The sequence below is a fragment of the Caldicellulosiruptor morganii genome, from assembly GCF_026810225.1.
Classification (GTDB): Bacteria; Bacillota; Thermoanaerobacteria; order Caldicellulosiruptorales; family Caldicellulosiruptoraceae; genus Caldicellulosiruptor; species Caldicellulosiruptor morganii.
This window is the reverse complement of the sequence record NZ_CP113865.1, coordinates 1,343,965-1,365,129: the sequence shown is the minus strand read 5'-3', so window position 1 is coordinate 1,365,129 and position 21,165 is coordinate 1,343,965. Positions and strand designations below refer to the sequence as shown.

The window sequence follows — 21,165 nt, the reverse complement described above, 5'->3', positions numbered from 1 at the left end:
ATTTCTACTTCAATTATCCTCCACTGTGTGTTACAATATTGAAAGTAAAGTATAATTGAATATGTTAAACTTCTAACAATAGAAGGGGGATGCAAATTAATGTCTTGTTGCCAGGGCAAAAACCTTACTGAGGAAAATTTTAAAAAACTTGATGAGATTATTGAAAGAAACAAATCAAGAAAAGGTGCTTTGATTCCAGTTTTACACGAAGCACAGGAGCTGTTTGGATATTTACCATATGAAGTGCAAAAGAGAATTGCAGAAGGTTTGAACATTCCAATGGCAGAGGTTTATGGTGTTGCAACATTTTATACCAGATTTACATTAAAACCAACCGGTGACCACAAGATTAGTGTATGCATGGGAACTGCATGCTATGTTAAAGGTGCAGACAAAATTTTAGATAAGCTAAAAGAACTTCTAAAGATAGACGTTGGTGGCACAACTGAAGATGGTAAATTTTCAATAGAAGCAACAAGGTGTTTGGGGGCATGTGGGCTTGCACCGGTTGTCGTAATTGACAATACTGTTTATGGGAAATTGGCGCCCGAAGATATTGAAAATATCTTGTCAAGATATTAACTTAACAAACTGTGGTTTTGGTAATTACAGGCAGGGTGGTTTTTGTTGAATGAACTTTCACTTTATATACTTGACCTTGTGCAAAATTCAATCGAGGCAGGAGCGACAATTGTAAAGATTGAGATTATTGAAGATTTGGTCAATGATAAATTTTCAATTTCAGTTAAGGACAATGGCAAAGGTATACCAAAGGATGTAATAACTAAGGTAACTGATCCTTTTTATACCACAAGGAAGACAAGAAAAGTGGGACTTGGTTTAGCACTTGCCTCACAGCTTGCAAAAGATTGCAATGGAAAGTTTTCTGTTGACTCATCAGGAAAAGGGACAGAGGTAAAAATTGAGCTGCAAAATTCTCATATTGACAGACCACCACTTGGGAATATTATTGATACCCTCTTGACTCTGATAGCAACTGCGCCCCAGGTAGATTTTGTTTATATACACAAAACTGACAAAGGAGTGTTTGCTTTTGATACAAAAAAATTAAAAGATATTCTTGGGGAAGATGTACCTCTCAATTTGCCAAGTGTTTTGGAGTTTATTAAAAGGGAGCTTTCGGATGGGTTATCAAATTTATTTGGAGGTGCAAATATAAATGATTAAATCTATTCAGGAACTTGAACAGATAAGAAAAAAGGCTTTAGAAGAGCTTGAGTTCAGAAAACAACAAGGAGAAGGGATAAGAGTAGTTGTTGGTATGGCAACATGTGGAATAGCAGCAGGTGCAAGACCTGTGATGTTAAAGTTTGTAGAGGAAATTCAAAAGAGGAACCTTCAAAATGTAACGGTTGTTCAAACAGGATGCATAGGTCTTTGCAAATATGAACCAATTGTAGAGGTTTATGAACCAAACAAAGAGAAGGTAACATATGTGAAAATGACTCCTGAAAAGGTTTCAAGAGTTGTTGCTGAACATATTGTGAACGGAAAACCAGTATATGAATATACAATTGGATATGAAGAAGCTAAAGAGGCAAACAAATAAAAAGGAGGTATGTATATTATGCCATTATACAGATCACATGTTCTTGTATGTGGTGGGACAGGTTGTACCTCAGGCGGGTCAGATAAGATTTATGATGCATTTTTGAAAGAAATAGAAAGTTTCAACTTGAAAGATGAAGTTCAGGTAATATGTACAGGATGCTTTGGGCTTTGTGCAGAAGGTCCAATTGTTATTGTTTATCCAGAAGGAGCATTTTACAGCAGGGTTGCAGATTCTGATGTAAAAGAGATTGTAGAAGAGCATCTTCTTAAAGGAAGGATTGTAAAGAGGCTTTTATATAAAGAGTCACTTGAAGAGGGTCAGATAAAGTCTTTAAATGAAGTCAAGTTTTACAAAAAACAGATGCGAATTGCCCTTAGAAACTGTGGTGTTATAAATCCAGAAAACATTGAAGAGTATATAGCATACGACGGATACAAAGCTTTAGCAAAGGTTCTGACAGAGATGACTCCGGAGCAGGTGATTGACTGGGTAAAAAGATCTGGTTTGAGAGGAAGAGGTGGTGGCGGATTCCCAACAGGTCTCAAGTGGGAGTTTGCAGCAAAAGCGCCAGGTAATGTAAAGTATGTTGTCTGCAACGCTGACGAGGGTGACCCCGGTGCGTATATGGACAGAAGTATCTTGGAGGGAGATCCACATTCTGTTATTGAAGCTATGGCAATTGCTGGTTATGCAATTGGTTCAAAACAGGGTTATGTTTATGTCAGAGCTGAGTACCCATTGGCTGTCAAGAGACTTGAGATTGCAATAAACCAGGCAAGAGAATATGGGCTTTTGGGCAAGAATATCCTGGGGACAGATTTTGAATTTGATATTGAAATAAGACTTGGTGCCGGTGCGTTTGTTTGCGGTGAGGAGACAGCTTTGATGACATCAATTGAAGGTCATCGTGGAGAGCCAAGACCAAGACCACCATTCCCTGCAGTAAAGGGACTCTGGGGAAAGCCAACACTTTTGAACAATGTTGAGACATATGCAAACATTCCGGTTATAATTCTCAAAGGACCAGAGTGGTTTGCTTCAATCGGAACAGAAAAGAGCAAAGGTACGAAGGTGTTTGCACTTGTTGGAAAGGTAAACAATACAGGGCTTATTGAGGTTCCGATGGGAACAACTGTAAGGGAAATAGTTGAAGACATTGGTGGTGGAATACCTGGTGGCAAAAAGTTTAAAGCTGTTCAGACAGGTGGACCATCTGGTGGATGCATTCCTGCATCTTTGATGGATACACCCATTGACTTTGACTCACTAACAGCTCTTGGGACAATGATGGGCTCGGGTGGAATGATTGTAATGGATGAAGATACCTGTATGGTTGATATAGCAAAATTTTTCTTAGAATTTACGGTTGATGAGTCATGTGGGAAATGTCCGCCATGTAGAATAGGAACAAGAAGAATGCTTGAGATTTTACAAAAGATTACAAGTGGCAATGGCACTATGGAAGATATTGAAAAGTTAGAGGAGCTTGCATATTCTATTAAAGATAGTGCACTTTGTGGACTTGGTCAAACTGCACCAAATCCAGTTTTGAGTACATTAAGATACTTCAGAGATGAATATGAAGCACATGTCAAAGAAAAGAGATGCCCTGCCGGTGCATGCAAGGCACTTTTGAGAATTGTAATAGACAGGGATCTTTGCAAAGGCTGTGGTATCTGTGCTAAGAACTGCCCTGCAAATGCTATAACCGGACAGATCAAAAAGCCGTTTGAGATTGACCAAGAAAAGTGTATTAAGTGCGGAGTATGTATAGAAAAATGTCCATTCAAGGCAATCTCCAAGAAGGCTTAAAAAGGAGGGTACAATAGATGGAGAAAGTAAATATAATAATAGATGGCAAGAAATTTCAAGTACCAAAAGATTATACTGTTCTGCAGGCAGCTCGTGAAGCAGGAGTTGAAATCCCGACTCTTTGTTATTTGAAAGGTATAAACGAAATTGGTGCTTGCAGAATGTGTGTAGTGGAAGTAAAAGGTGCGAGGAGCTTGCAGGCAGCCTGTGTTTATCCTGTATCAGAAGGTATGGAAGTTATCACTAACAGTGAAAGGGTAAGAAGAGCAAGAAAAGTCAATCTTGAGCTGATTTTGTCCAACCATGACAGAAGCTGTTTGACATGTGTAAGAAGTGGTAACTGTGAACTTCAAAAACTTGCTGAGGATTTGAATGTAAAGCAAATAAGATATGAAGGTGAAAATATAAGACGACCTCTTGACGACTTTTCACCTTCGGTTGTTAGAGATCCAAACAAATGCATACTCTGCAAAAGATGTATCAATGTATGTAGAAATGTTCAAGAAGTTGGTGTCATAAATGCAAACTACAGGGGATTTCGAACAGTTGTTTCTACTGCCTTTGACAGAAGTTTGAACGAGGTTGCATGTACAATGTGTGGCCAGTGTATCCAGGCTTGCCCTGTTGGGGCACTTCGTGAAAAGGATTCTACTGATATTGTATGGAAAGCTTTGGCTGATAAGAACAAGTACGTTGTTGTTCAAACTGCACCTGCTGTGAGAGTTGCACTTGGTGAGGAGTTCGGTCTTCCTATTGGAACACGTGTGACTGGCAAGATGGTAACTGCTCTAAAAATGCTTGGGTTTGACAAGGTATTTGACACTGACACAGCTGCAGACCTTACAATTATGGAAGAAGGTACAGAGCTTATCAATAGGATTAAAAATGGCGGAAAGCTTCCACTTATTACATCGTGCTCACCCGGATGGATTAAATTCTGTGAACACTACTTTCCAGAATTTTTAGACAATCTATCAACTTGTAAATCACCACATGAGATGTTTGGAGCAATCTTAAAAACATATTATGCACAAAAAATGGGAATTGATCCTGCCAACATGTTTGTAGTTTCTATAATGCCATGTACAGCAAAGAAGTTTGAAGCACAAAGAGAAGAACTTGCAGCAAGTGGTTATCCGGATGTTGATGCGGTACTCACAACAAGAGAACTAGCACGAATGATAAAGGAAGCAGGAATAGATTTTGTTAACCTGCCGGATAGCCATTTTGACGACCCAATGGGTGATGCAACAGGTGCCGGTGTAATCTTTGGAACAACAGGTGGTGTTATGGAAGCAGCACTCAGAACGGTGTGTGAAATTTTGACAGGAAAGCCACTTGAAAACATAGAAATTACACAGGTTCGTGGTTTAGAAGGAATAAGAGAGGCAGAAATTGACATTGGCACAATGAAAATAAAGGCTGCAGTTGCACACGGGCTTGCCAATGCAAAGAAACTGCTTGAAATGGTCAAAAACGGTGAAAAAGAATATCACTTTATAGAGATAATGGCATGCCCTGGTGGTTGTATAATGGGTGGAGGTCAGCCAATTGTTCCAGCTAAGGTAAAAGAAAAGGTGGATGTTGCAAAGCTCAGAGCAAGTGCTATTTATGACGAAGATAGATCACTGCCCATAAGAAAGTCTCATGAGAATCCAACCATAAAGAGACTTTATGATGAATTCTTGGGACATCCAAATAGTGAAAAAGCACACCATCTGCTTCATACTCACTACAGGAGAAGACCGTTGTATTGAAATACATTCAAAAAAATATTAGATTTTATTTACAAGGGGCTGGTATACTAATTTGCCAGCTTCTTTTTTTATCAAAAGTTATTTTTTTTGCTATGTTTAAATGATATAATAAAATATCAGAGGCTTTTGTTTTAAATAATTTTGAACATTAAAATAACATACTGGAAAGGGGTTATTCAGAATACAGTGAAGAGAATAATACTTGCTTCTTCTTCACCACGCCGAATTGAGCTTTTAAAGCAGTTTGGAATAAAATTTGAAGTACTTCCCTCAAACATAGATGAAGTAATTTCCAATGACTTGCCACCTGAAGAAAATGTGACTATTCTAGCTAAGAAAAAAGGTGAAGAGGTTTTAAATAGGCTGGGTGAAGATGCAAAAGACTCTTTGATAATCTCAGCAGATACAATTGTTTTTGTAGAAGGCGATATTCTTGGTAAGCCATCGGATGAAAAGCAGGCTTTTTACATGTTAAAGAAAATAAGTGGTAAATCCCATATAGTTTATACAGGTGTTTGTGTAATCGATACTTCTAAAAATCATATTTTGTCTGATTTTGAAAAGAGCTATGTTTATATAAAAAATATGACCGATGAAGAAATACTAAGGTATATACAAACAGGAGAGCCTTTTGATAAGGCAGGAGCTTATGCAATCCAGGGATTTGGAAGTTTAATAGTTGAAAAAATAGAAGGATGTTTTTATAATGTTGTTGGTCTTCCTTTATACAAACTAAACACTATGCTACAAAAATTAGGATATGACTTAATGAAAGGAGAATTATGATGGGGCTAATAAAGTCATTTTATAGAGATTTAGGAATTGATCTGGGTACAGCAAATACATTGGTGCATCTACGTGGGAAAGGTATCGTTGTAAACGAGCCTTCTGTTGTTGCTGTTCAAAAGGATACAGGCAAGATTTTAGCGGTTGGTAACGAGGCAAAAGAAATGATTGGAAGAACGCCCGGGAATATTGTAGCTATAAGGCCACTAAAAGATGGAGTAATTGCAGATTTTTATACAACCCAGGTTATGCTAAAATACTTTATGGAAAAAGCATACAAAAAATCCTTGTTTGGTCTTAAACCCAGAGTGGTTATTTGTGTTCCATCGGGTGTTACTGAGGTTGAAAGAAGAGCAGTGGAGGAGTCAGCATACAAAGCAGGTGCGAAAGAGGTTTATATAATGGAAGAGCCGATGGCAGCTGCAATTGGTGCTGGGCTTCCTATTGATGAGCCAGCAGGCAGCATGGTGGTTGACATAGGTGGTGGGACATCTGAAGTTGCAGTTATTTCACTTGGTGGTATTGTAACCAGCAAATCTTTGAGGATAGCCGGGGATGAATTTGATGAAGCTATATCAAATTATATCAAGAAAGAATACAATCTTATGATAGGTGACAGAACGGCAGAAGAGATAAAAATAAACATTGGCTCAGCGTATCCACTGGAAAAGGAAGAATGGTATGAGATAAAGGGAAGAGATTTGATAACCGGACTTCCCAAAACCATCAAGGTCTCATCATCTGAAATAAGGGATGCTTTAAAAGAGCCTGTAATGGCAATTGTTGATGCTATAAAACAAACGCTTGAAAGAACCCCACCTGAGCTTGCAGCAGATATTATGGAAAGAGGAATAATGTTGACTGGCGGGGGAGCGCTTTTGAAAGGACTGGATAAACTGATTAAACAGGAGACAGGCTTGCCTGTTCATATAGCAGAAAGACCTCTTGACTGTGTGGCACTTGGAGCAGGAAAAGCGCTGGAGGAGTTAGAAACATTGCAAAAGGTTATGATCAATAGGAGCTCAAGGTAGTGGAGGATGAAATGTTTTGAAGAAGAATATTCTTGTTATAACAATTATTGTAGTCTCTTTTTTATTCAGTATTATTGCGACCATAATATCTCTCCAGAATTATGACTCCAATATAATTTCAAAAAAGATGAAGGATGGCTATATTCCTGTTAGTTCTAAGTTTACAAAAATAATCAGGAATGCAAAAGAATATGTGAATGGAATAGTCCATTTAAATCAAATCATCAATGAGAATAAAAGGTTAAAAGAGCAACTGGAAAAGCTAAAAACAGATAGAGTTACAATTGAAGAGATAAAAAGCGAGAATCAAAAACTAAAAGAACTTCTGGGGCTTAAGAATCAGATTGGGGAGTTTTCTGATTATGAAGTTGCTCGAGTTGTTTTAAGATCATCTGAAGCATGGCTCAGTTACTTTATCATAGATAAGGGCTTGAAAGATGGTATAAGAAAAAATATGGTAGTTGTGAACAATCAAGGGCTTGTGGGCAATGTTGTTGATTGTGGTGCAAATTGGGCGAAAGTAGAAACATTGCTGGATCCAGATTTTTCGGCATCGGCAATGGTTGTAAGAACAAGGGATATTGGAGTTGTGAGAGGCAATCTTAACCTTATGGGCAAGAGACTTTGTGAACTCAGATATATTTCAAAGGATTCAAAGGTGAGACAAAATGATGTTGTTATTACCTCCGGAATGGGGGAAATATTTCCCAAGGGTATTGTTATTGGGAAGATTATCCAGATAAAAAATGATAAATTTGAACTTACAAAAAATATACTGATAAAACCTGCAGTAGATATAGAGAATATAGAATATGTTATGGTTTTAAAAAAAGTAAAAGGTATTAATTTTTCGGTAGGTGTTAGATGAGTTGTTTAAAAATAAGTTTATGTTACACTGTGCAAATATAATCGGGGCAGTTTTTTTCCAGATGTTATCACAAGATTTTGTATATATAAAAGGAAACTCTGTGTTGCTCTACATTCCTCTTCTTATTTGCAATGTAATTTTCTTTGAATTTGTGGATGCCCTGTTTGCCAATTTGATTCTAATTTTTGTGTTTTGTACACTATTTACAAATGGCTTTTTTATAAATATATTTTTGATGATTTTGCTCTTATTTATAAACAGAAGACTTAAAGAAAAAATTTATGTGGAAAGAATAGAGGTATTTTTATCATATCTTTTTGGTTTTTTAATATCTTTAAATTTCTTGTACTATCTGATAGAGAGCTATTTAAATAATACTTTGCTTAATATGTCGTTGATTTTGACTACCGCGGTGATTCAGTTTATTTTAGATTCCATATTTGGAATATTTATTTACTTTATTATTGAAAGAGAAAGTAAATATCTTCTGAGACTTAAAAAGGGGAGAAGTTTGAAAGAAGAATGAAGATATTATTTATTCAGAAGTTGAGAGAGAAAAATGTATTTAATAGATGGACTTTTTTATACATATTTTTTATAGCTTTGAGTAGTATTCTTATAATTCGCCTTGCATATCTTCAAATACTAAAAGGTGACTATTACTATGAAATTTCAGAAAAAAGAATTATGCAAAAAGCAAATTTAGAGGCTCCACGAGGAATAATCTTTGATAAAGAAGGAAGACCTCTTGCTGACAACAGACCTGCTTATGTCTTACAGATATTAAAAACCCAGCAACTCAGGACAGAGGAAGATAAAAAAGAATTTACAAAGAAGATAATTGAAATTGTCAGGATTTTAAATAAAAACAACGATAAGATATTAAACCAGTTCAAGATAGATATAAATCCTATAAGATTTGACTTTGGTATAAAAGACGAAAAACTTTCTAAAAAAGTCGAACAACAATGGAAAAAGGACAGAAATATTCCATTAAATTATTCTGCTGAACAAGCATTTAATTTACTTAAAAAAAGATTCTATATTCCTGACAACCTTGATTTAAATTTAACTCTTCAGGTAATGGCAGTTGAGGATATGCTTTTTTATAATTACTACCAGATGTATCAACCTGTTACGATAGCTGTAGATATTTCAATGAAAACAATTGCCCAAATAGAAGAAAGAAGGAAGGAATTTTCTTTTGTAAACATAGAAGCTAAAGCAGTCAGGAACTACAAGGATGCCATATACAATGCATTTGTTGTAGGAAGGGTTGGTAAAATAACACAGCAACAGTATGAAGAATTAAAAGATAAAGGGTATTCAGTGGATAGTATAATAGGAGTTGAAGGAATAGAAAAAAAATACGAAGAATATCTACGTGGCAGGGATGGTATACAGCTTATAGAGGTTGATAAGTTTGGAAGGATTAATGATATAAGAATTGAAAAAGAACCTGTAAAAGGGTCAAATGTATATCTTACTATTGATAGTAAACTGCAGCAGGTTGCTTATAATTCCCTTAAAAAAGTACTGGAAAAAATAAGAAATGGAGAATTTGGTGAAAGATTTCCGAAAGCAACAGCAGGGGCGGCTGTTGTAATTGATGTAAAAACAGGAAATGTTCTTGCACTCACAAGTTATCCTTCTTATGATCCGAATGTATTTATAAAAGGAATCACAATGAGTGAGTGGAATAAACTGATAAACGATCCCAACAGACCAATGTTTAACAGGGCTATTGCAGGGGTATATCCACCGGGTTCAACTTTTAAGATTTTAACTGCAATAGCTGGTCTGCAAGAAGGTGTTATAAAACCAACTGAGAAGATACTTGATACAGGTCGATATATGTACTATGCAAAGTCTGGATTTATGCCGGCATGTTGGATATGGAACAGGTATCACAGAACGCATGGATGGGTAGATGTGGTGAATGCTTTAAAAGTATCATGCAACGTTTTCTTCTATGAAACAGGTAGAAGGCTCGGTATTGATAGAATCGATAAATATGCTAATTTGTTTGGACTTGGTAGTAAAACAAATATTCAACTTGACGGGGAATCAAATGGCATTCTTGCAAATGAGGAGAATAAGAAGAAGATATTCAATCAGCCATGGTACCCTGGTGATACAGTTTTAGCAGCAATTGGACAATCAATTAACGCTTTTACTCCTGTTCAAATGGCCAGCTTTATTGCAACTGTTGCAAACGGCGGGACAAGGTATCAGGTAAACCTAATAGATAGAATTGTTGATGCAAATGGCAAGGTTGTTTATAAATCAAAGCCAAAAGTTTTAAGCAGGGTCAATATGTTGCCCGCTACAAAGCAAGCAGTATTTGAAGGGATGAAGAGTGTTACGAGTGAAGAAGGAGGTACAGCAACACAGGCATTTAAAGGTTTGCCTTTTATTGTAGCAGGAAAGACAGGTACTTCGCAATACTCCTACTCTTCAGATGCACATAGCTGGTTTGTTGGCTTTGCTCCTTATGATGACCCGCAGATTGCGTTTGCTATTGTGTTGGAAAATGGTGGGCATGGCTTGTACCCTGCGTACGTTGCAAGAGATATAATAGATAGTTATTTTAACTTGCAAAATACGCAAAATGGTAGCTCCAATTAAAAAAGGAGGAAGTAGCTTTGAGTGAGCCTGTTGTATTAAAAGGATTTGGGAAAGGAATAGCTGTAATTTTAGACAGTAGCTGTGATTTTGAAATTATTTGTGATCATTTTAAGCAAAAGGTTATCAATGGGAAAAATTTTTTTTCGGGGTATGAGATTCCCATCCAATTTATAGGAAGAAAGTTAAACAGTTATGAATTGCAAAAATTGATAGATATCATGAAGACATTTGGAGGTGTACATGATATAATATTTCCATGGGACCAAATCAGTTTTAATCATCTTTTACCTTCGGCAAATGAACAGGATGAAAATAAAATAACAATAACAGAAGCACCCAAAGATGCTAAAATATTTAAGGGAACTTTGCGTTCAGGGCAGGTCGTAAAATCTGACACAGATTTGATTGTAATTGGAGATGTCAATCCGGGTGCAGAGGTTGTCTCAGCAAACAATATTATAATATTGGGAGCTTTAAGAGGGATAGCACATGCGGGAGCGTCAGGCAACAAGAATGCAGTTGTGTTTGCGCTTGAAATGAATCCTGTCCAGATCAGAATTGCCAGCATAATAGCCCGGGCACCTGACGAAGAAAATCAGGATCAGGAGAAGGTACCTGAGGTTGCATACATTGAGAATGATGTGATCGTAATAAAGCCTGTAAGTGAGTTTTAATAATAATTATTCGAAAAGGAGAGTTTTGGGGAATGGGAGAGGTATACGTCATAACATCTGGTAAAGGTGGAGTGGGCAAGACAACAACTACTGCCAATGTGGGTACATATTTGAGTATCCTGGGAAAAAAAGTCCTTTTGATTGATGCAGACATTGGTCTTAGGAATCTTGATGTTGTGATGGGATTGGAAAATCGAATAGTATTTGACATAGTCGATGTTGTTGAAGGAAGATGTAAACCTAAGCAAGCATTGGTGAAAGACAAGAGGTTTGAAGGACTCTATCTTTTACCAGCTGCTCAATCCAAGGACAAGACTGCTGTAAAACCCGAGCAGATGAAAAGTCTTTGTGATGAGCTAAAAAAAGATTTTGATTTTATTCTAATAGATTGTCCAGCCGGGATTGAACAGGGTTTTAAAAATGCCATTGCCGGTGCTGATAAAGCAATTGTTGTGACAACACCCGAGGTTTCAGCTGTCAGGGATGCTGATAGAATAATTGGGCTGTTGGAGGCTTATGAGTTACATAATCCAAAGCTTATAATTAACCGTATCAGGTTTGACATGGTAAAACGCGGCGACATGATGGACATAGACGATATACTGGAGATACTGTCAATTGATCTTTTAGGAATTATTCCGGATGATGAAAAAATTATCATTTCTACCAACAAAGGCGAGCCAATTGTAACAGATGAAAAATCAAGGGCAGGGCAAGAGTATAGGAATATAGCACGAAGGATACTTGGTGAAAATATTCCTATTGTTAGCAATGAAGAGAATTTAGGATGGCTTGAAAGGTTAAAAAGATTTTTTGGCTTAAATAACTCTTAGGAGGAATTGTGAATGTTTGAGTTTTTTAATAGATTTTTTAACAAGCAGTCTTCAAAGGATATTGCAAAAGAGAGACTAAAGCTTGTTTTGATTCATGACAGAGCAAATGTTTCACCAGAACTGTTAGAGCTTATCAAAAACGAAATCTTGAAAGCAATACAAAAATATATAGTAATTGATGATAAGTTACTTGAAATTCAGATAACAAGAACTCCTTCTGAACAGAAAGGCGAGTTTGTACCTGCTTTAATCGCCAATATTCCCATTAAATCAATTAAAAAGTCAGAAATAACCAATAACGAGGCTGAAGAATAGATGATTATTAATAATGAAGAACCAATAAAGAAAGGGTACAATATTTTTCTCATTGTATTGATGATTCTTCTCTGCACAATAGGTTTTGTTTTGATTGCAAGTGCAACCCATGTACTTGATACAGGTGAGTATAAACTGGTGGTATCCCAGTTTATTTGGTTCTGTTTAGGACTTATTCTATTTTTCATATTCTCAAGGATTGACTATAGAATTTTGACAAACTTTTATGTTATTATTTATTTGGTAATGGTGGGGCTTCTTCTTTATGTTGATATAAAAGGAATAAGTATATTGGGTGGACAAAGATGGATTAAAATTGGACCTTTTTCGTTTCAGCCGTCTGAAATCTCCAAGCTTCTAATGGTTATTTTTTTTGCAAAAGCTGTTTCAATGCAGGAAAATATAAGTGTATTCAAAAATCTTATAAAGGTATTATCTTTTGCCCTAATACCGATAATATTTGTTATTAAGCAACCTGACCTGGGAACAGCTTCGGTTTTTATTGCAATAATTGTCACAATCCTGTTTGTGGCAGGTTTAAATCTCAAGTATTTCTATATTGCAATTGGAGCTTTTGCTACATTCATCCCTATTGCATGGGAATTTATACTCCTTGATTATCAGAAGGATAGAATAAGAATTCTGTTTAACCCTGAACTGGACCCACTGGGTAAGGGCTGGCAAGTTATGTATTCAAAGATTGCAATAGGGTCGGGTAGACTGCTTGGGAAAGGACTTTTTATGGGTACGATAAATAGATTAGATTATCTACCAGTTAAAGAATCAGACTTTATATTTGGTGTGGCAGGCGAAGAGATAGGCTTTGTTGGCTGTGTGATAATAATAATACTTTATACCTTACTAATTGTAAATCTGATCAAGATAGCCTCTGATTGCAAAGACAAAATAGCTTCATATATTGTGGCAGGAATTGCGGGTATGTTTGGTTTCCAGATGTTTGTAAATATTGCGATAACTCTTGCTATTATGCCTGTAACAGGAATTCCATTGCCTTTTATTAGCTATGGTGGAAGCTCAATGCTGACCTCCATGGCATCACTTGGAATAGTTCAGAACATCTATAGAGAAAATATAAAAACTATGTTTTGAGGTGAAGAAGATGAATATAGCACTTATTGCGCACGACAAAAAGAAAGAACTTATGGTTCAGTTTGCAATAGCGTACAAGTTTATATTATCCAAACACACCCTATATGCGACAGGTACAACAGGAAGACTAATCCAGGAAGCAACTGGGCTTGAAGTTCACAGATTTTTACCAGGACCGCTCGGTGGTGACCAGCAAATTGGATCTTTGATTGCTTATAACCAAATAGACATGGTTATATTTCTAAGAGACCCTCTGACAGCACAACCACATGAGCCGGATGTGAATGCTCTTTTGAGGCTTTGCGATGTCCATAATATCCCACTTGCAACAAATATAGCTACAGCAGAGCTTTTAATAAAGGCGCTGGATAGAGGAGATTTGTCATGGCGTGAGATTGTTAATCCAAAACTCCAGAAAAACAAGAGTGATAAATAATGATAAAAGGAAAGGTCAAAATTGATAGGAAAACAAAAAATTTGGTCAAACGCCTTAAATCTGATGATATACCGGTGATATTGCATGAGGATATTGATGAAGTTGCTGCTTATTCACTGTTAGAAAAAAAAGTAAAAGTTATTATAAATTGTGCTAAATCTTTTACAGGGCGATTTCCTGCCCAGGGGGTAAAGATCCTTCTTTCTCATAATATTACAATTATTGATGATTTGGGTGAAGATATTTTCAACCAGATCAAGGAAGGAGATTTTTTAGAAGTTAAAGAAAATGAGATATATCTCAATGGTAAATATTTGTGTGAAGCAAAATATTTAACAAAAGAGGAATTTGAGTATTTTTACCAAAAAAGCTTTAAAGAAATGGAAAAGCTATTGGAGAATTTTATAGAAAATACCCTGGAATATGCTAAAAAAGAAAAAGGTTTTATACTGGGGCAATTTGAAATGCCTGAAATACAAACAAAGATAGCTGGGAAGCATGTTCTTGTTGTAACAAGAGGTAGTAGTTTTAAAAAAGACATAAAAGCTATAAAAAGCTATATTACGGAAGTAAAACCTGTGATAATAGCAGTTGATGGAGCTGCTGACGCACTTATTGAGGAGAAGATTAAACCTCATATAATAATTGGCGATATGGACAGTGTCTCAGAGGAAAGCCTGTTTAAATGCGATGAGATTATTGTACATTCGTATCCGAACGGATATGCACCAGGTTTGGAACGCATTAAAACTTTGGGACTTGATGCTAAAGTTATTGCATGTCCGGGAACAAGTGAAGATGTAGCTTTACTTCTGGCCTATGAAAAAGGTGCTGAGCTTATAGTCTCAGTGGGTTCACATAGCAGTATGCTTGACTTTCTGGAAAAGGGTCGCAAAGGTATGTCCAGCACATTTTTGGTCAGGTTAAAAATTGGTCCAAAACTTGTTGATGCAAGGGGTGTATCAAAGCTTTACACAGAAAGGGTAAGTCTTAAATATATAGGTATTTTGATAATTTCTGCTTTAATTCCTATACTGGCAGTCTTGATGATTACTCCTCCTTTTCAGTACTTTTTCTATTTGATCCAGTTAAAATTAAGGGTAATCTTGAGGTAGAATGAGATGAATGGAATAGGGATAAAATATTTTATAATAACCATTGCCTCTATCTTTATAGCCTTGGGTGTGGGAATCATAATAGGATTTTCGCTAAATAGCGAGAAGTTTGTTCAGAAACAGTTTCAACAGCAATTGAATGTGATTGACAAAAATTTGATAAACTTAAAGAAGGAAAATGACAGACTTTTAAAGGAAATTGATGAGTATAAAAATCAAGTTGCTCAGCAGGGCAAGATAAATAATTCACTTGTAAATGCTTATCTTAAATTGGGGAAAATTGATTCAGCTGTGACTATTGTAATTACCTCTACAGATTATTCATACAATGATTTGATAGATTTTTTAAGAAAAATTGGGATCAAGATTAATAGAATTATAAAAATAAAAAGTTCTTTTCTAAACATAGTCAACGAAAATTCTAATGAATTTGGCAGTTATAAACTCCCTGATGATGCTATAAAAGACATTACTGTGTACTCTGTCTTTGACATAAAAAGCGAGTTGATAAAAATGCTTATCGAAAAAAGATATATAGAAGTAAATAAACTTTCGTCGGGGATATCGGATACTGTTGTTTTAGCTGGTGGCAATACTCTTCAGAACAATAACTTTAATAAAATTGATAGAAAAATGGTCGAATTTTTTGTTGACATAAACAATTTGAATGTAATAGGAGTTCAGCAATCGTACAGTGAAGTGAATTACTGTGAATATTATAAAAACATGGGTTTAAATACGGTTGACAATGTTGATGAAACAAGCGGCAGAATATCCTTGATTGAGTTAATCAGAGGTAACAATGGAAACTACGGCACCAAAAAAGAAGCAACTTCTATAATTCCATCTAATTTTGTTGGCATTGAGGATGCTAAAAAAGCTTTAGAAAATAGAAGGACAAGCTTACTTGTTGAATTTGAGAAATATCAAAATGCTTCTTTAGCAGTACCATAGTATTTATTTTGGAGTTTAAGAGAAAAGAGAGGATGAAGTTTTGAAAGTAGTTGTTGTAATTCCTGCTTATAATCCTCCTGAATCTTTTTATAAATTAATAGAAGTTTTATCCGGTTTTTCTTTTGTAGAAGAGATAGTAATAGTTGATGATGGTTCCGACAGTAAAATAAAACTTTCGAATAATAAATGTATACTGTTAAGACATTCTGAGAACAAAGGAAAGGGTGCAGCTCTGGAAACTGCATTTGAATATTTGAAAAGCAAAAGGTATGACAGAGTAGTGCTATTGGACAGTGATTTAAAGGTTGAAAAGAGGAACATTGAGAAATTCCTGGATAATATATTTTTGAGCTATAATGCTGTTATTATAGGGTATCCCGTAAACGTTAGAAAAAGAGGTTTTGGTATTGTTAAGGCTTTTGCCAGGCATGTTGTAAAATCTTATACCGGCAAAACAGTAGAACATCCTCTGAGCGGCCAGAGAATAATACCGTTTTTTGCAATTGAGAAGATTAAAACTATTCCCAAAGGATATGGGGTAGAAGTTTCAACTTTGATTGATTTTCTGAAAGAGGGTTATGAAATTATAGAAGTTCCTTTTGATTTCACACATGATGAAAAAGGAAAGAGTGCAAAGGATCTTTTACATAAATTGCGTCAGCTAAAGGATATATTTGAAGTCTACATATACAAGAGATGGAGGTTGTAGAAAGATTTATATATTTAATCTTTTTTTGTCAATTTTAATCGAGATTTTGTTGCTATTTGTTTTGACAGGATATTTGTTTAATAAAAACAGGCTACTCAAGCAAAATTATAAAGGTAAAAAAATTCCTTGTTGTATGGGAATAATATTGGGGCTTGTTTTAGCCCTTTATGCCTTTCTGGAGTACTTAAATGTTCGAAAAACCAATTTTTTAATCACTTGTTTTAGTTTTTTAGCAATCTCAGTGATAGGTTTAATCGACGATGTATTCGGTGATGATAAAAGCAAGGGATTTAAAGGACATATTAAAAGGCTATGGAAGGATAAGGAGATTTCAACCGGACTTGTAAAGATGATATTAATTCCTATTGTACTTTTTCTTGGAAGTGCCCATATAACCCAGGATATCTATAAATCTTTCATATACACCATTTTGGGTGCACTCTGTATTAATTTGTTTAACCTTTTTGATTTGCGACCTGGCAGGTGCATAAAAATTCTATTTATTTTTATAGTTCTGATTGGATCTTTTATAAATTGGATTCCCTTTTACATTTCGCTTCTGATTTTGTTAATGCCCATTTTCATTGGTGACATTAAGGAAATATATATGTTGGGTGATGCGGGCTCAAATCTGATAGGTTATGTATTCTTTTTAATCATAAGCCAGATTTACACTATCCGTACTGACAATATGTTGCTATGGATTACATTATTTAGTGCGCTACTTTTGAACTTAGCTTCTGAGTATATATCATTTTCCCAGGTTATTGAAGGAAGTAAAGTATTAAAATTTATTGATGAACTTGGAAGAAAAAAATAATAACTTGAATTCTCCGGAGGGATATTGTAATATATTCACTGTTGTTTAAAGTTTAAAGTGAGGAGGTTAAAAAAATTGGCTGAGATGGAATTATGGTTTACCGAGCAACAAACTCCAGATTTAGGGTTTACATGCAAGATAACAAAGACTATTTATACAGCTAAGACAAAGTATCAAGATTTGGCAATACTTGAAACAAAACAGTTTGGTAGGATGCTTGTTTTGGACGGAGCTGTGCAGACAACAATTGCCGACGAATTCTGTTATCATGAACTTATAGCACATGTGCCTTTATTTACTCATCCTAATCCCAAAAAGGTTGCAGTTATTGGCGGTGGAGATGGTGGGGTCATTAGAGAGATTCTAAAGCATGAAGAGGTAGAAAAAGCATATTTAATAGAAATTGACCAAGAGGTAATAGAAGCAAGTAAAAAGTATCTTCCTGAAATAAGCTGTGCACTTGATGATAAAAGAGCAGAAGTTATAATCACAGATGGGATAAAGTTTGTATCAGAAAACAAAAATATGTTCGATGTTATAATAGTTGACTCAACCGATCCTGTTGGACCAGCGGTTGGATTATTTGAAACTAACTTTTATCAGGCAGTGTATGAGTGTCTCAAGGAAGATGGACTATTTGTTGCCCAAACAGAGTCACCTTTTTATGACCAGGAATTAATAAGAAATGTATTTCATTCAATAAAGTCTATCTTCCCAATAACAAGACTTTACCTTGGTTTTATTCCAACATATCCGAGCGGACTCTGGAGCTTTACAATGGGTTCTAAAAAATATGATCCGCTTGAGGTTGATATTTCAAAGATTAAAAGAATTGACACAAGATATTACAATCCAGAGCTTCATAAAGCGCTTTTTGCTTTACCCACTTTTGTTAAAAAAATCATTGAATAGAGGGGAAATGAATGAACTTTAAGCTATATAAAAGTTCTTTCCTGTGTGCAACTGAGGATTATATAAACAGCAAAGTTGTACTTGCTGGAGTGCCTATGGATTTTACGGTAAGTTTCAAACCCGGTTCGCGTTTTGGGCCAAGCAAAATAAGAGAAGTATCAGTTGGACTTGAAGAATATTCAGTATATCAGAACAAAAATCTATTCAATAAAGTTTTTTATGATATGGGGGATTTAGAACTCCCATTTGGAAATGTAGATAGATGTATTAACATGATATTCGAGTTTGGAAAAAAGGTATTTAAAGATGATAAGATTCCTATTTTCTTGGGAGGAGAACATCTTATAAGTTTTCCTCTTATAAAGGCGGCAAAAGAAACTTATGATGACCTTGTTGTTTTACATTTTGACGCACATGCAGACATGAGAGATGACTATATGGGTGAGAAACTTTCGCATGCAACAGTTATGAGAAGGGTTGGCGAAGAAATAGGTTTTAAAAACTTGTATCAATTTGGTATAAGGTCTGGCTCAGAAGAGGAGATCTCTTTTGCAAAAGAGAACGGTCATGTATTTTTTATTTACGAAATAGAGAGGTTTTTTGAAGTACTTTCGGAGCTTCAAAATAAAAGTGTATATTTATCAATTGACATTGATGTTGTCGATCCAGCATTTGCCCCTGGCACCGGAACACCTGAACCAGGGGGACTTACATCTATGCAATTGATAGATATAATCTTAAAAATGGAAAAGCTCAATATTATAGGTGCTGATATTGTAGAGGTTTCTCCCTATTATGATATTTCAGACAGGACAACTCTTCTTGCTGCAAAGATTATAAGGGAACTTGTACTTTTGGTTGACTGAAAGAGATAATAAAAAAGGTGTGGTTAAGCACTCTATTTCAAAAACAAACACAGGCTTAACCGCACCTTTTTTTGTATAGAAATTTCTTGCTAAAAACCTTTTTGTGTTATAAAATAGAAATTAGCATAATATATTAATACCAGCTATTAATACTACATAATAAACTATTTTCGAGGAGGATTTTTAATGATTGACAAGTTGAAAGATCTCAGACAAAGACGCGAGAGGATATTGAAGCTTGGAGGAGAAGATAGAGTAAAAAAACAACATGAGAGCAGAAAACTTACATGCAGGGAGCGAATTGAATATCTGCTTGACGAAGGCAGTTTTAATGAGATTGACATGTTTGTTGAACATAGATGCCAGGAGTTTGATATGAAAGACACATATATACCGTCAGATGGAGTTGTAACAGGATATGGTACAATAAACGGTCGAAAGGTCTTTATATATGCTCAGGACTTTACATCCATAGGTGGATCGCTTGGTGAGATGCATGCCAAAAAGATATGCAAAGTGTTGGATTTAGCTATGAAGTACGGTTGTCCTGTAATTGGCATCAATGACTCCGGTGGTGCAAGAATTCAGGAAGGAGTGGATGCCCTGGCTGGTTATGGTGAAATATTTTTTAGAAACACCATGGCATCTGGTGTAATTCCTCAAATAGTAGCTATAATGGGACCCTGTGCAGGTGGTGCTGTATATTCTCCGGCAATAATGGACTTTATTTTTATGGTTGATAAGACAAGTCAGATGTTTGTCACAGGACCTCAGGTAATAAAGGCGGTGACGGGTGAAGAAATATCCTTAGAAGAACTTGGTGGTGCTTTGACTCACAATACCAAAAGTGGTGTTGCACATTTTATAGCAGAAGATGAACACACCTTGCTTGATATGATAAAGTATCTGTTGTCATTCTTGCCCTCAAATAATATGGATGATCCACCCTATGTTGTATCTTCGGATTCAGGGAAAAGAGCTGTGCCAGAACTTGAAAAAATTATTCCTGACGAGCCAAACAAGGCATATGACGTAAAGGATATTATATACAGAGTTGTAGATAATGAAGAATTTTTAGAAGTTCAGCCTTATTTTGCTCAAAATGCAGTGGTGGGATTTGGGCGAATAGGCGGTTTTAGTGTTGGGATTGTTGCAAACCAGCCCAAGGTGAATGCTGGTGTTTTAGACTATGACTCATCAGACAAAATAGCAAGGTTTGTTAGATTCTGTGATGCGTTCAACATTCCGATTGTTACATTTACAGATGTGCCAGGTTTTTTGCCGGGTGTTAACCAGGAACATAATGGAATAATTCGCCATGGAGCAAAGATTTTATACGCTTACTCAGAAGCAACTGTTCCTAAAATTAATGTTATTTTGCGAAAGGCTTATGGTGGAGCTTATATAGCAATGAGTAGTAAACATATCGGTGCAGATTTTGTATTTGCATGGCCAACTGCAGAGATAGCGGTTATGGGTCCGGATGGTGCTGCAAATATTATCTTCAGAAAAGAGATTCAAGCTTCTCCTAACCCTGAGGAGGAGAGACGAAAGCGAATTTTAGAATATACCCAGAAATTTGCAAATCCTTATATTGCTGCTGCAAGAGGATATGTGGATGATGTAATCGAACCCAGGTTTACAAGAGATAAGATTATTGAAGCTTTGAATGTATCATCCACAAAGAGAGAGTCAAGGCCACCTAAAAAACATGGAAATATACCGCTTTGATATCCTGTTAAAAAAGGAGGGTTGCTTAAAATGTACATTTCTACAAATAGTACAACAACCATTACAAAAGAAGAACTCGCAAGTATATGTGCATGCCTTGCTATAATATTGGAGGAAAGCAATTTCAAAATTACACATGTGACAAAACAGCAAAACAAATGGAAAAAAGCTGCAAGACAGATGGCAATTGAACAAAGACAATTATTTTTTAGGTGGAGGTGAGCAACAGTTGAGA

At 35.8% G+C, this 21,165-nt stretch carries 23 protein-coding genes; all 23 read left to right on the top strand.

Translation table 11 applies throughout. The features are described from left to right. Positions 1-99 precede the first annotated feature (99 nt). The 23 genes from nuoE to OTK00_RS06560 all read left to right on the top strand — a co-directional run bounded on the left by nuoE (position 100) and on the right by OTK00_RS06560 (position 21,152). Positions 100-582, top strand: coding sequence for an NADH-quinone oxidoreductase subunit NuoE (nuoE, locus tag OTK00_RS06670; protein WP_045169575.1), 483 nt, complete (start codon positions 100-102; stop codon positions 580-582). Positions 583-627: 45 nt separating this feature from the next. After that, on the top strand, positions 628-1,188 hold the full coding sequence (locus OTK00_RS06665) for an ATP-binding protein (RefSeq protein ID WP_045169574.1): 561 nt from the start codon (positions 628-630) through the stop codon (positions 1,186-1,188). Next, positions 1,181-1,570 carry a (2Fe-2S) ferredoxin domain-containing protein gene (locus OTK00_RS06660; RefSeq protein WP_045169573.1) on the top strand — a complete coding sequence of 130 codons (390 nt, stop codon included), beginning with the start codon at positions 1,181-1,183 and terminating at the stop codon, positions 1,568-1,570. The genes OTK00_RS06665 and OTK00_RS06660 overlap by 8 nt, the downstream gene beginning before the upstream one ends. Positions 1,571-1,588: 18 nt before the next feature. Continuing rightward, positions 1,589-3,385, top strand: a complete 1,797-nt coding sequence (gene nuoF / locus OTK00_RS06655) for an NADH-quinone oxidoreductase subunit NuoF (RefSeq protein WP_045169572.1) — start codon at positions 1,589-1,591, stop codon at positions 3,383-3,385. Positions 3,386-3,402: 17 nt separating this feature from the next. Next, on the top strand, positions 3,403-5,142 hold the full coding sequence (locus OTK00_RS06650) for an NADH-dependent [FeFe] hydrogenase, group A6 (protein WP_045169571.1): 1,740 nt from the start codon (positions 3,403-3,405) through the stop codon (positions 5,140-5,142). 186 nt (positions 5,143-5,328) lie between these two features. Continuing rightward, positions 5,329-5,928, top strand: coding sequence for a Maf family protein (locus OTK00_RS06645; protein WP_045169570.1), 600 nt, complete (start codon positions 5,329-5,331; stop codon positions 5,926-5,928). Next, complete coding sequence (locus OTK00_RS06640; protein WP_045169569.1) at positions 5,928-6,959, top strand: rod shape-determining protein; 1,032 nt, start codon at positions 5,928-5,930, stop codon at positions 6,957-6,959. Before OTK00_RS06645 ends, OTK00_RS06640 begins: the two co-directional genes overlap by 1 nt. Before the next feature lie 16 nt (positions 6,960-6,975). Then, on the top strand, positions 6,976-7,827 hold the full coding sequence (mreC, locus tag OTK00_RS06635) for a rod shape-determining protein MreC (protein ID WP_045169567.1): 852 nt from the start codon (positions 6,976-6,978) through the stop codon (positions 7,825-7,827). Positions 7,828-7,888: 61 nt separating this feature from the next. Continuing rightward, positions 7,889-8,353, top strand: a complete 465-nt coding sequence (locus OTK00_RS06630) for a hypothetical protein (protein WP_241765494.1) — start codon at positions 7,889-7,891, stop codon at positions 8,351-8,353. After that, positions 8,350-10,455 (top strand): penicillin-binding protein 2, encoded by a 2,106-nt coding sequence (gene mrdA / locus OTK00_RS06625; RefSeq protein WP_045169564.1) that lies wholly within the window; start codon positions 8,350-8,352, stop codon positions 10,453-10,455. The genes OTK00_RS06630 and mrdA overlap by 4 nt, the downstream gene beginning before the upstream one ends. 17 nt (positions 10,456-10,472) lie before the next feature. Then, the gene (minC, locus tag OTK00_RS06620; RefSeq protein ID WP_045169563.1) at positions 10,473-11,129 is read left to right on the top strand and encodes a septum site-determining protein MinC; all 657 of its coding nucleotides are present in this window, start codon (positions 10,473-10,475) and stop codon (positions 11,127-11,129) included. Between the two features lie 32 nt (positions 11,130-11,161). Then, on the top strand, positions 11,162-11,962 hold the full coding sequence (gene minD, locus OTK00_RS06615; protein ID WP_045169562.1) for a septum site-determining protein MinD: 801 nt from the start codon (positions 11,162-11,164) through the stop codon (positions 11,960-11,962). Between the two features lie 12 nt (positions 11,963-11,974). Continuing rightward, positions 11,975-12,277 carry a cell division topological specificity factor MinE gene (gene minE, locus OTK00_RS06610; protein WP_045169561.1) on the top strand — a complete coding sequence of 101 codons (303 nt, stop codon included), beginning with the start codon at positions 11,975-11,977 and terminating at the stop codon, positions 12,275-12,277. Continuing rightward, positions 12,278-13,387 carry a rod shape-determining protein RodA gene (rodA, locus tag OTK00_RS06605; protein ID WP_045169560.1) on the top strand — a complete coding sequence of 370 codons (1,110 nt, stop codon included), beginning with the start codon at positions 12,278-12,280 and terminating at the stop codon, positions 13,385-13,387. 10 nt (positions 13,388-13,397) lie between these two features. Then, complete coding sequence (gene mgsA, locus OTK00_RS06600) at positions 13,398-13,823, top strand: methylglyoxal synthase (protein WP_011917393.1); 426 nt, start codon at positions 13,398-13,400, stop codon at positions 13,821-13,823. After that, positions 13,823-14,938 carry a putative cytokinetic ring protein SteA gene (gene steA, locus OTK00_RS06595; protein ID WP_082054631.1) on the top strand — a complete coding sequence of 372 codons (1,116 nt, stop codon included), beginning with the start codon at positions 13,823-13,825 and terminating at the stop codon, positions 14,936-14,938. Before mgsA ends, steA begins: the two co-directional genes overlap by 1 nt. 6 nt (positions 14,939-14,944) lie before the next feature. Then, complete coding sequence (locus tag OTK00_RS06590; protein ID WP_045169558.1) at positions 14,945-15,892, top strand: copper transporter; 948 nt, start codon at positions 14,945-14,947, stop codon at positions 15,890-15,892. A 40-nt stretch (positions 15,893-15,932) separates the two neighbouring features. After that, entirely contained in the window at positions 15,933-16,601 is a 669-nt protein-coding gene (locus OTK00_RS06585) for a glycosyltransferase family 2 protein (protein WP_045169557.1), read from the top strand. Between the two features lie 133 nt (positions 16,602-16,734). After that, entirely contained in the window at positions 16,735-17,421 is a 687-nt protein-coding gene (locus tag OTK00_RS06580) for a hypothetical protein (protein ID WP_241765493.1), read from the top strand. An 84-nt stretch (positions 17,422-17,505) separates the two neighbouring features. Further along, complete coding sequence (gene speE / locus OTK00_RS06575) at positions 17,506-18,333, top strand: polyamine aminopropyltransferase (RefSeq protein ID WP_045170184.1); 828 nt, start codon at positions 17,506-17,508, stop codon at positions 18,331-18,333. An 11-nt stretch (positions 18,334-18,344) separates the two neighbouring features. Then, entirely contained in the window at positions 18,345-19,199 is an 855-nt protein-coding gene (speB, locus tag OTK00_RS06570) for an agmatinase (protein WP_045169555.1), read from the top strand. Between the two features lie 186 nt (positions 19,200-19,385). Continuing rightward, entirely contained in the window at positions 19,386-20,930 is a 1,545-nt protein-coding gene (locus OTK00_RS06565; protein WP_045169554.1) for an acyl-CoA carboxylase subunit beta, read from the top strand. A 30-nt stretch (positions 20,931-20,960) separates the two neighbouring features. After that, entirely contained in the window at positions 20,961-21,152 is a 192-nt protein-coding gene (locus OTK00_RS06560; RefSeq protein WP_045169553.1) for a hypothetical protein, read from the top strand. The last annotated feature ends 13 nt before the right edge of the window (positions 21,153-21,165 follow it).

Bases quoted from the DNA above. Each gene is read 5' to 3' on its own strand.
- nuoE (WP_045169575.1), top strand. From the start codon at position 100: ATGTCTTGTTGCCAGGGCAAAAACCTTACTGAGGAAAATTTTAAAAAA.
- OTK00_RS06660 (WP_045169573.1), top strand. From the start codon at position 1,181: ATGATTAAATCTATTCAGGAACTTGAACAGATAAGAAAAAAGGCTTTA.
- nuoF (WP_045169572.1), top strand. From the start codon at position 1,589: ATGCCATTATACAGATCACATGTTCTTGTATGTGGTGGGACAGGTTGT.
- OTK00_RS06650 (WP_045169571.1), top strand. From the start codon at position 3,403: ATGGAGAAAGTAAATATAATAATAGATGGCAAGAAATTTCAAGTACCA.
- OTK00_RS06640 (WP_045169569.1), top strand. From the start codon at position 5,928: ATGGGGCTAATAAAGTCATTTTATAGAGATTTAGGAATTGATCTGGGT.
- OTK00_RS06630 (WP_241765494.1), top strand. From the start codon at position 7,889: ATGTTATCACAAGATTTTGTATATATAAAAGGAAACTCTGTGTTGCTC.
- mrdA (WP_045169564.1), top strand. From the start codon at position 8,350: ATGAAGATATTATTTATTCAGAAGTTGAGAGAGAAAAATGTATTTAAT.
- minD (WP_045169562.1), top strand. From the start codon at position 11,162: ATGGGAGAGGTATACGTCATAACATCTGGTAAAGGTGGAGTGGGCAAG.
- minE (WP_045169561.1), top strand. From the start codon at position 11,975: ATGTTTGAGTTTTTTAATAGATTTTTTAACAAGCAGTCTTCAAAGGAT.
- rodA (WP_045169560.1), top strand. From the start codon at position 12,278: ATGATTATTAATAATGAAGAACCAATAAAGAAAGGGTACAATATTTTT.
- mgsA (WP_011917393.1), top strand. From the start codon at position 13,398: ATGAATATAGCACTTATTGCGCACGACAAAAAGAAAGAACTTATGGTT.
- steA (WP_082054631.1), top strand. From the start codon at position 13,823: ATGATAAAAGGAAAGGTCAAAATTGATAGGAAAACAAAAAATTTGGTC.
- OTK00_RS06590 (WP_045169558.1), top strand. From the start codon at position 14,945: ATGAATGGAATAGGGATAAAATATTTTATAATAACCATTGCCTCTATC.
- OTK00_RS06580 (WP_241765493.1), top strand. From the start codon at position 16,735: ATGGGAATAATATTGGGGCTTGTTTTAGCCCTTTATGCCTTTCTGGAG.
- speE (WP_045170184.1), top strand. From the start codon at position 17,506: ATGGAATTATGGTTTACCGAGCAACAAACTCCAGATTTAGGGTTTACA.
- speB (WP_045169555.1), top strand. From the start codon at position 18,345: ATGAACTTTAAGCTATATAAAAGTTCTTTCCTGTGTGCAACTGAGGAT.
- OTK00_RS06565 (WP_045169554.1), top strand. From the start codon at position 19,386: ATGATTGACAAGTTGAAAGATCTCAGACAAAGACGCGAGAGGATATTG.
- OTK00_RS06560 (WP_045169553.1), top strand. From the start codon at position 20,961: ATGTACATTTCTACAAATAGTACAACAACCATTACAAAAGAAGAACTC.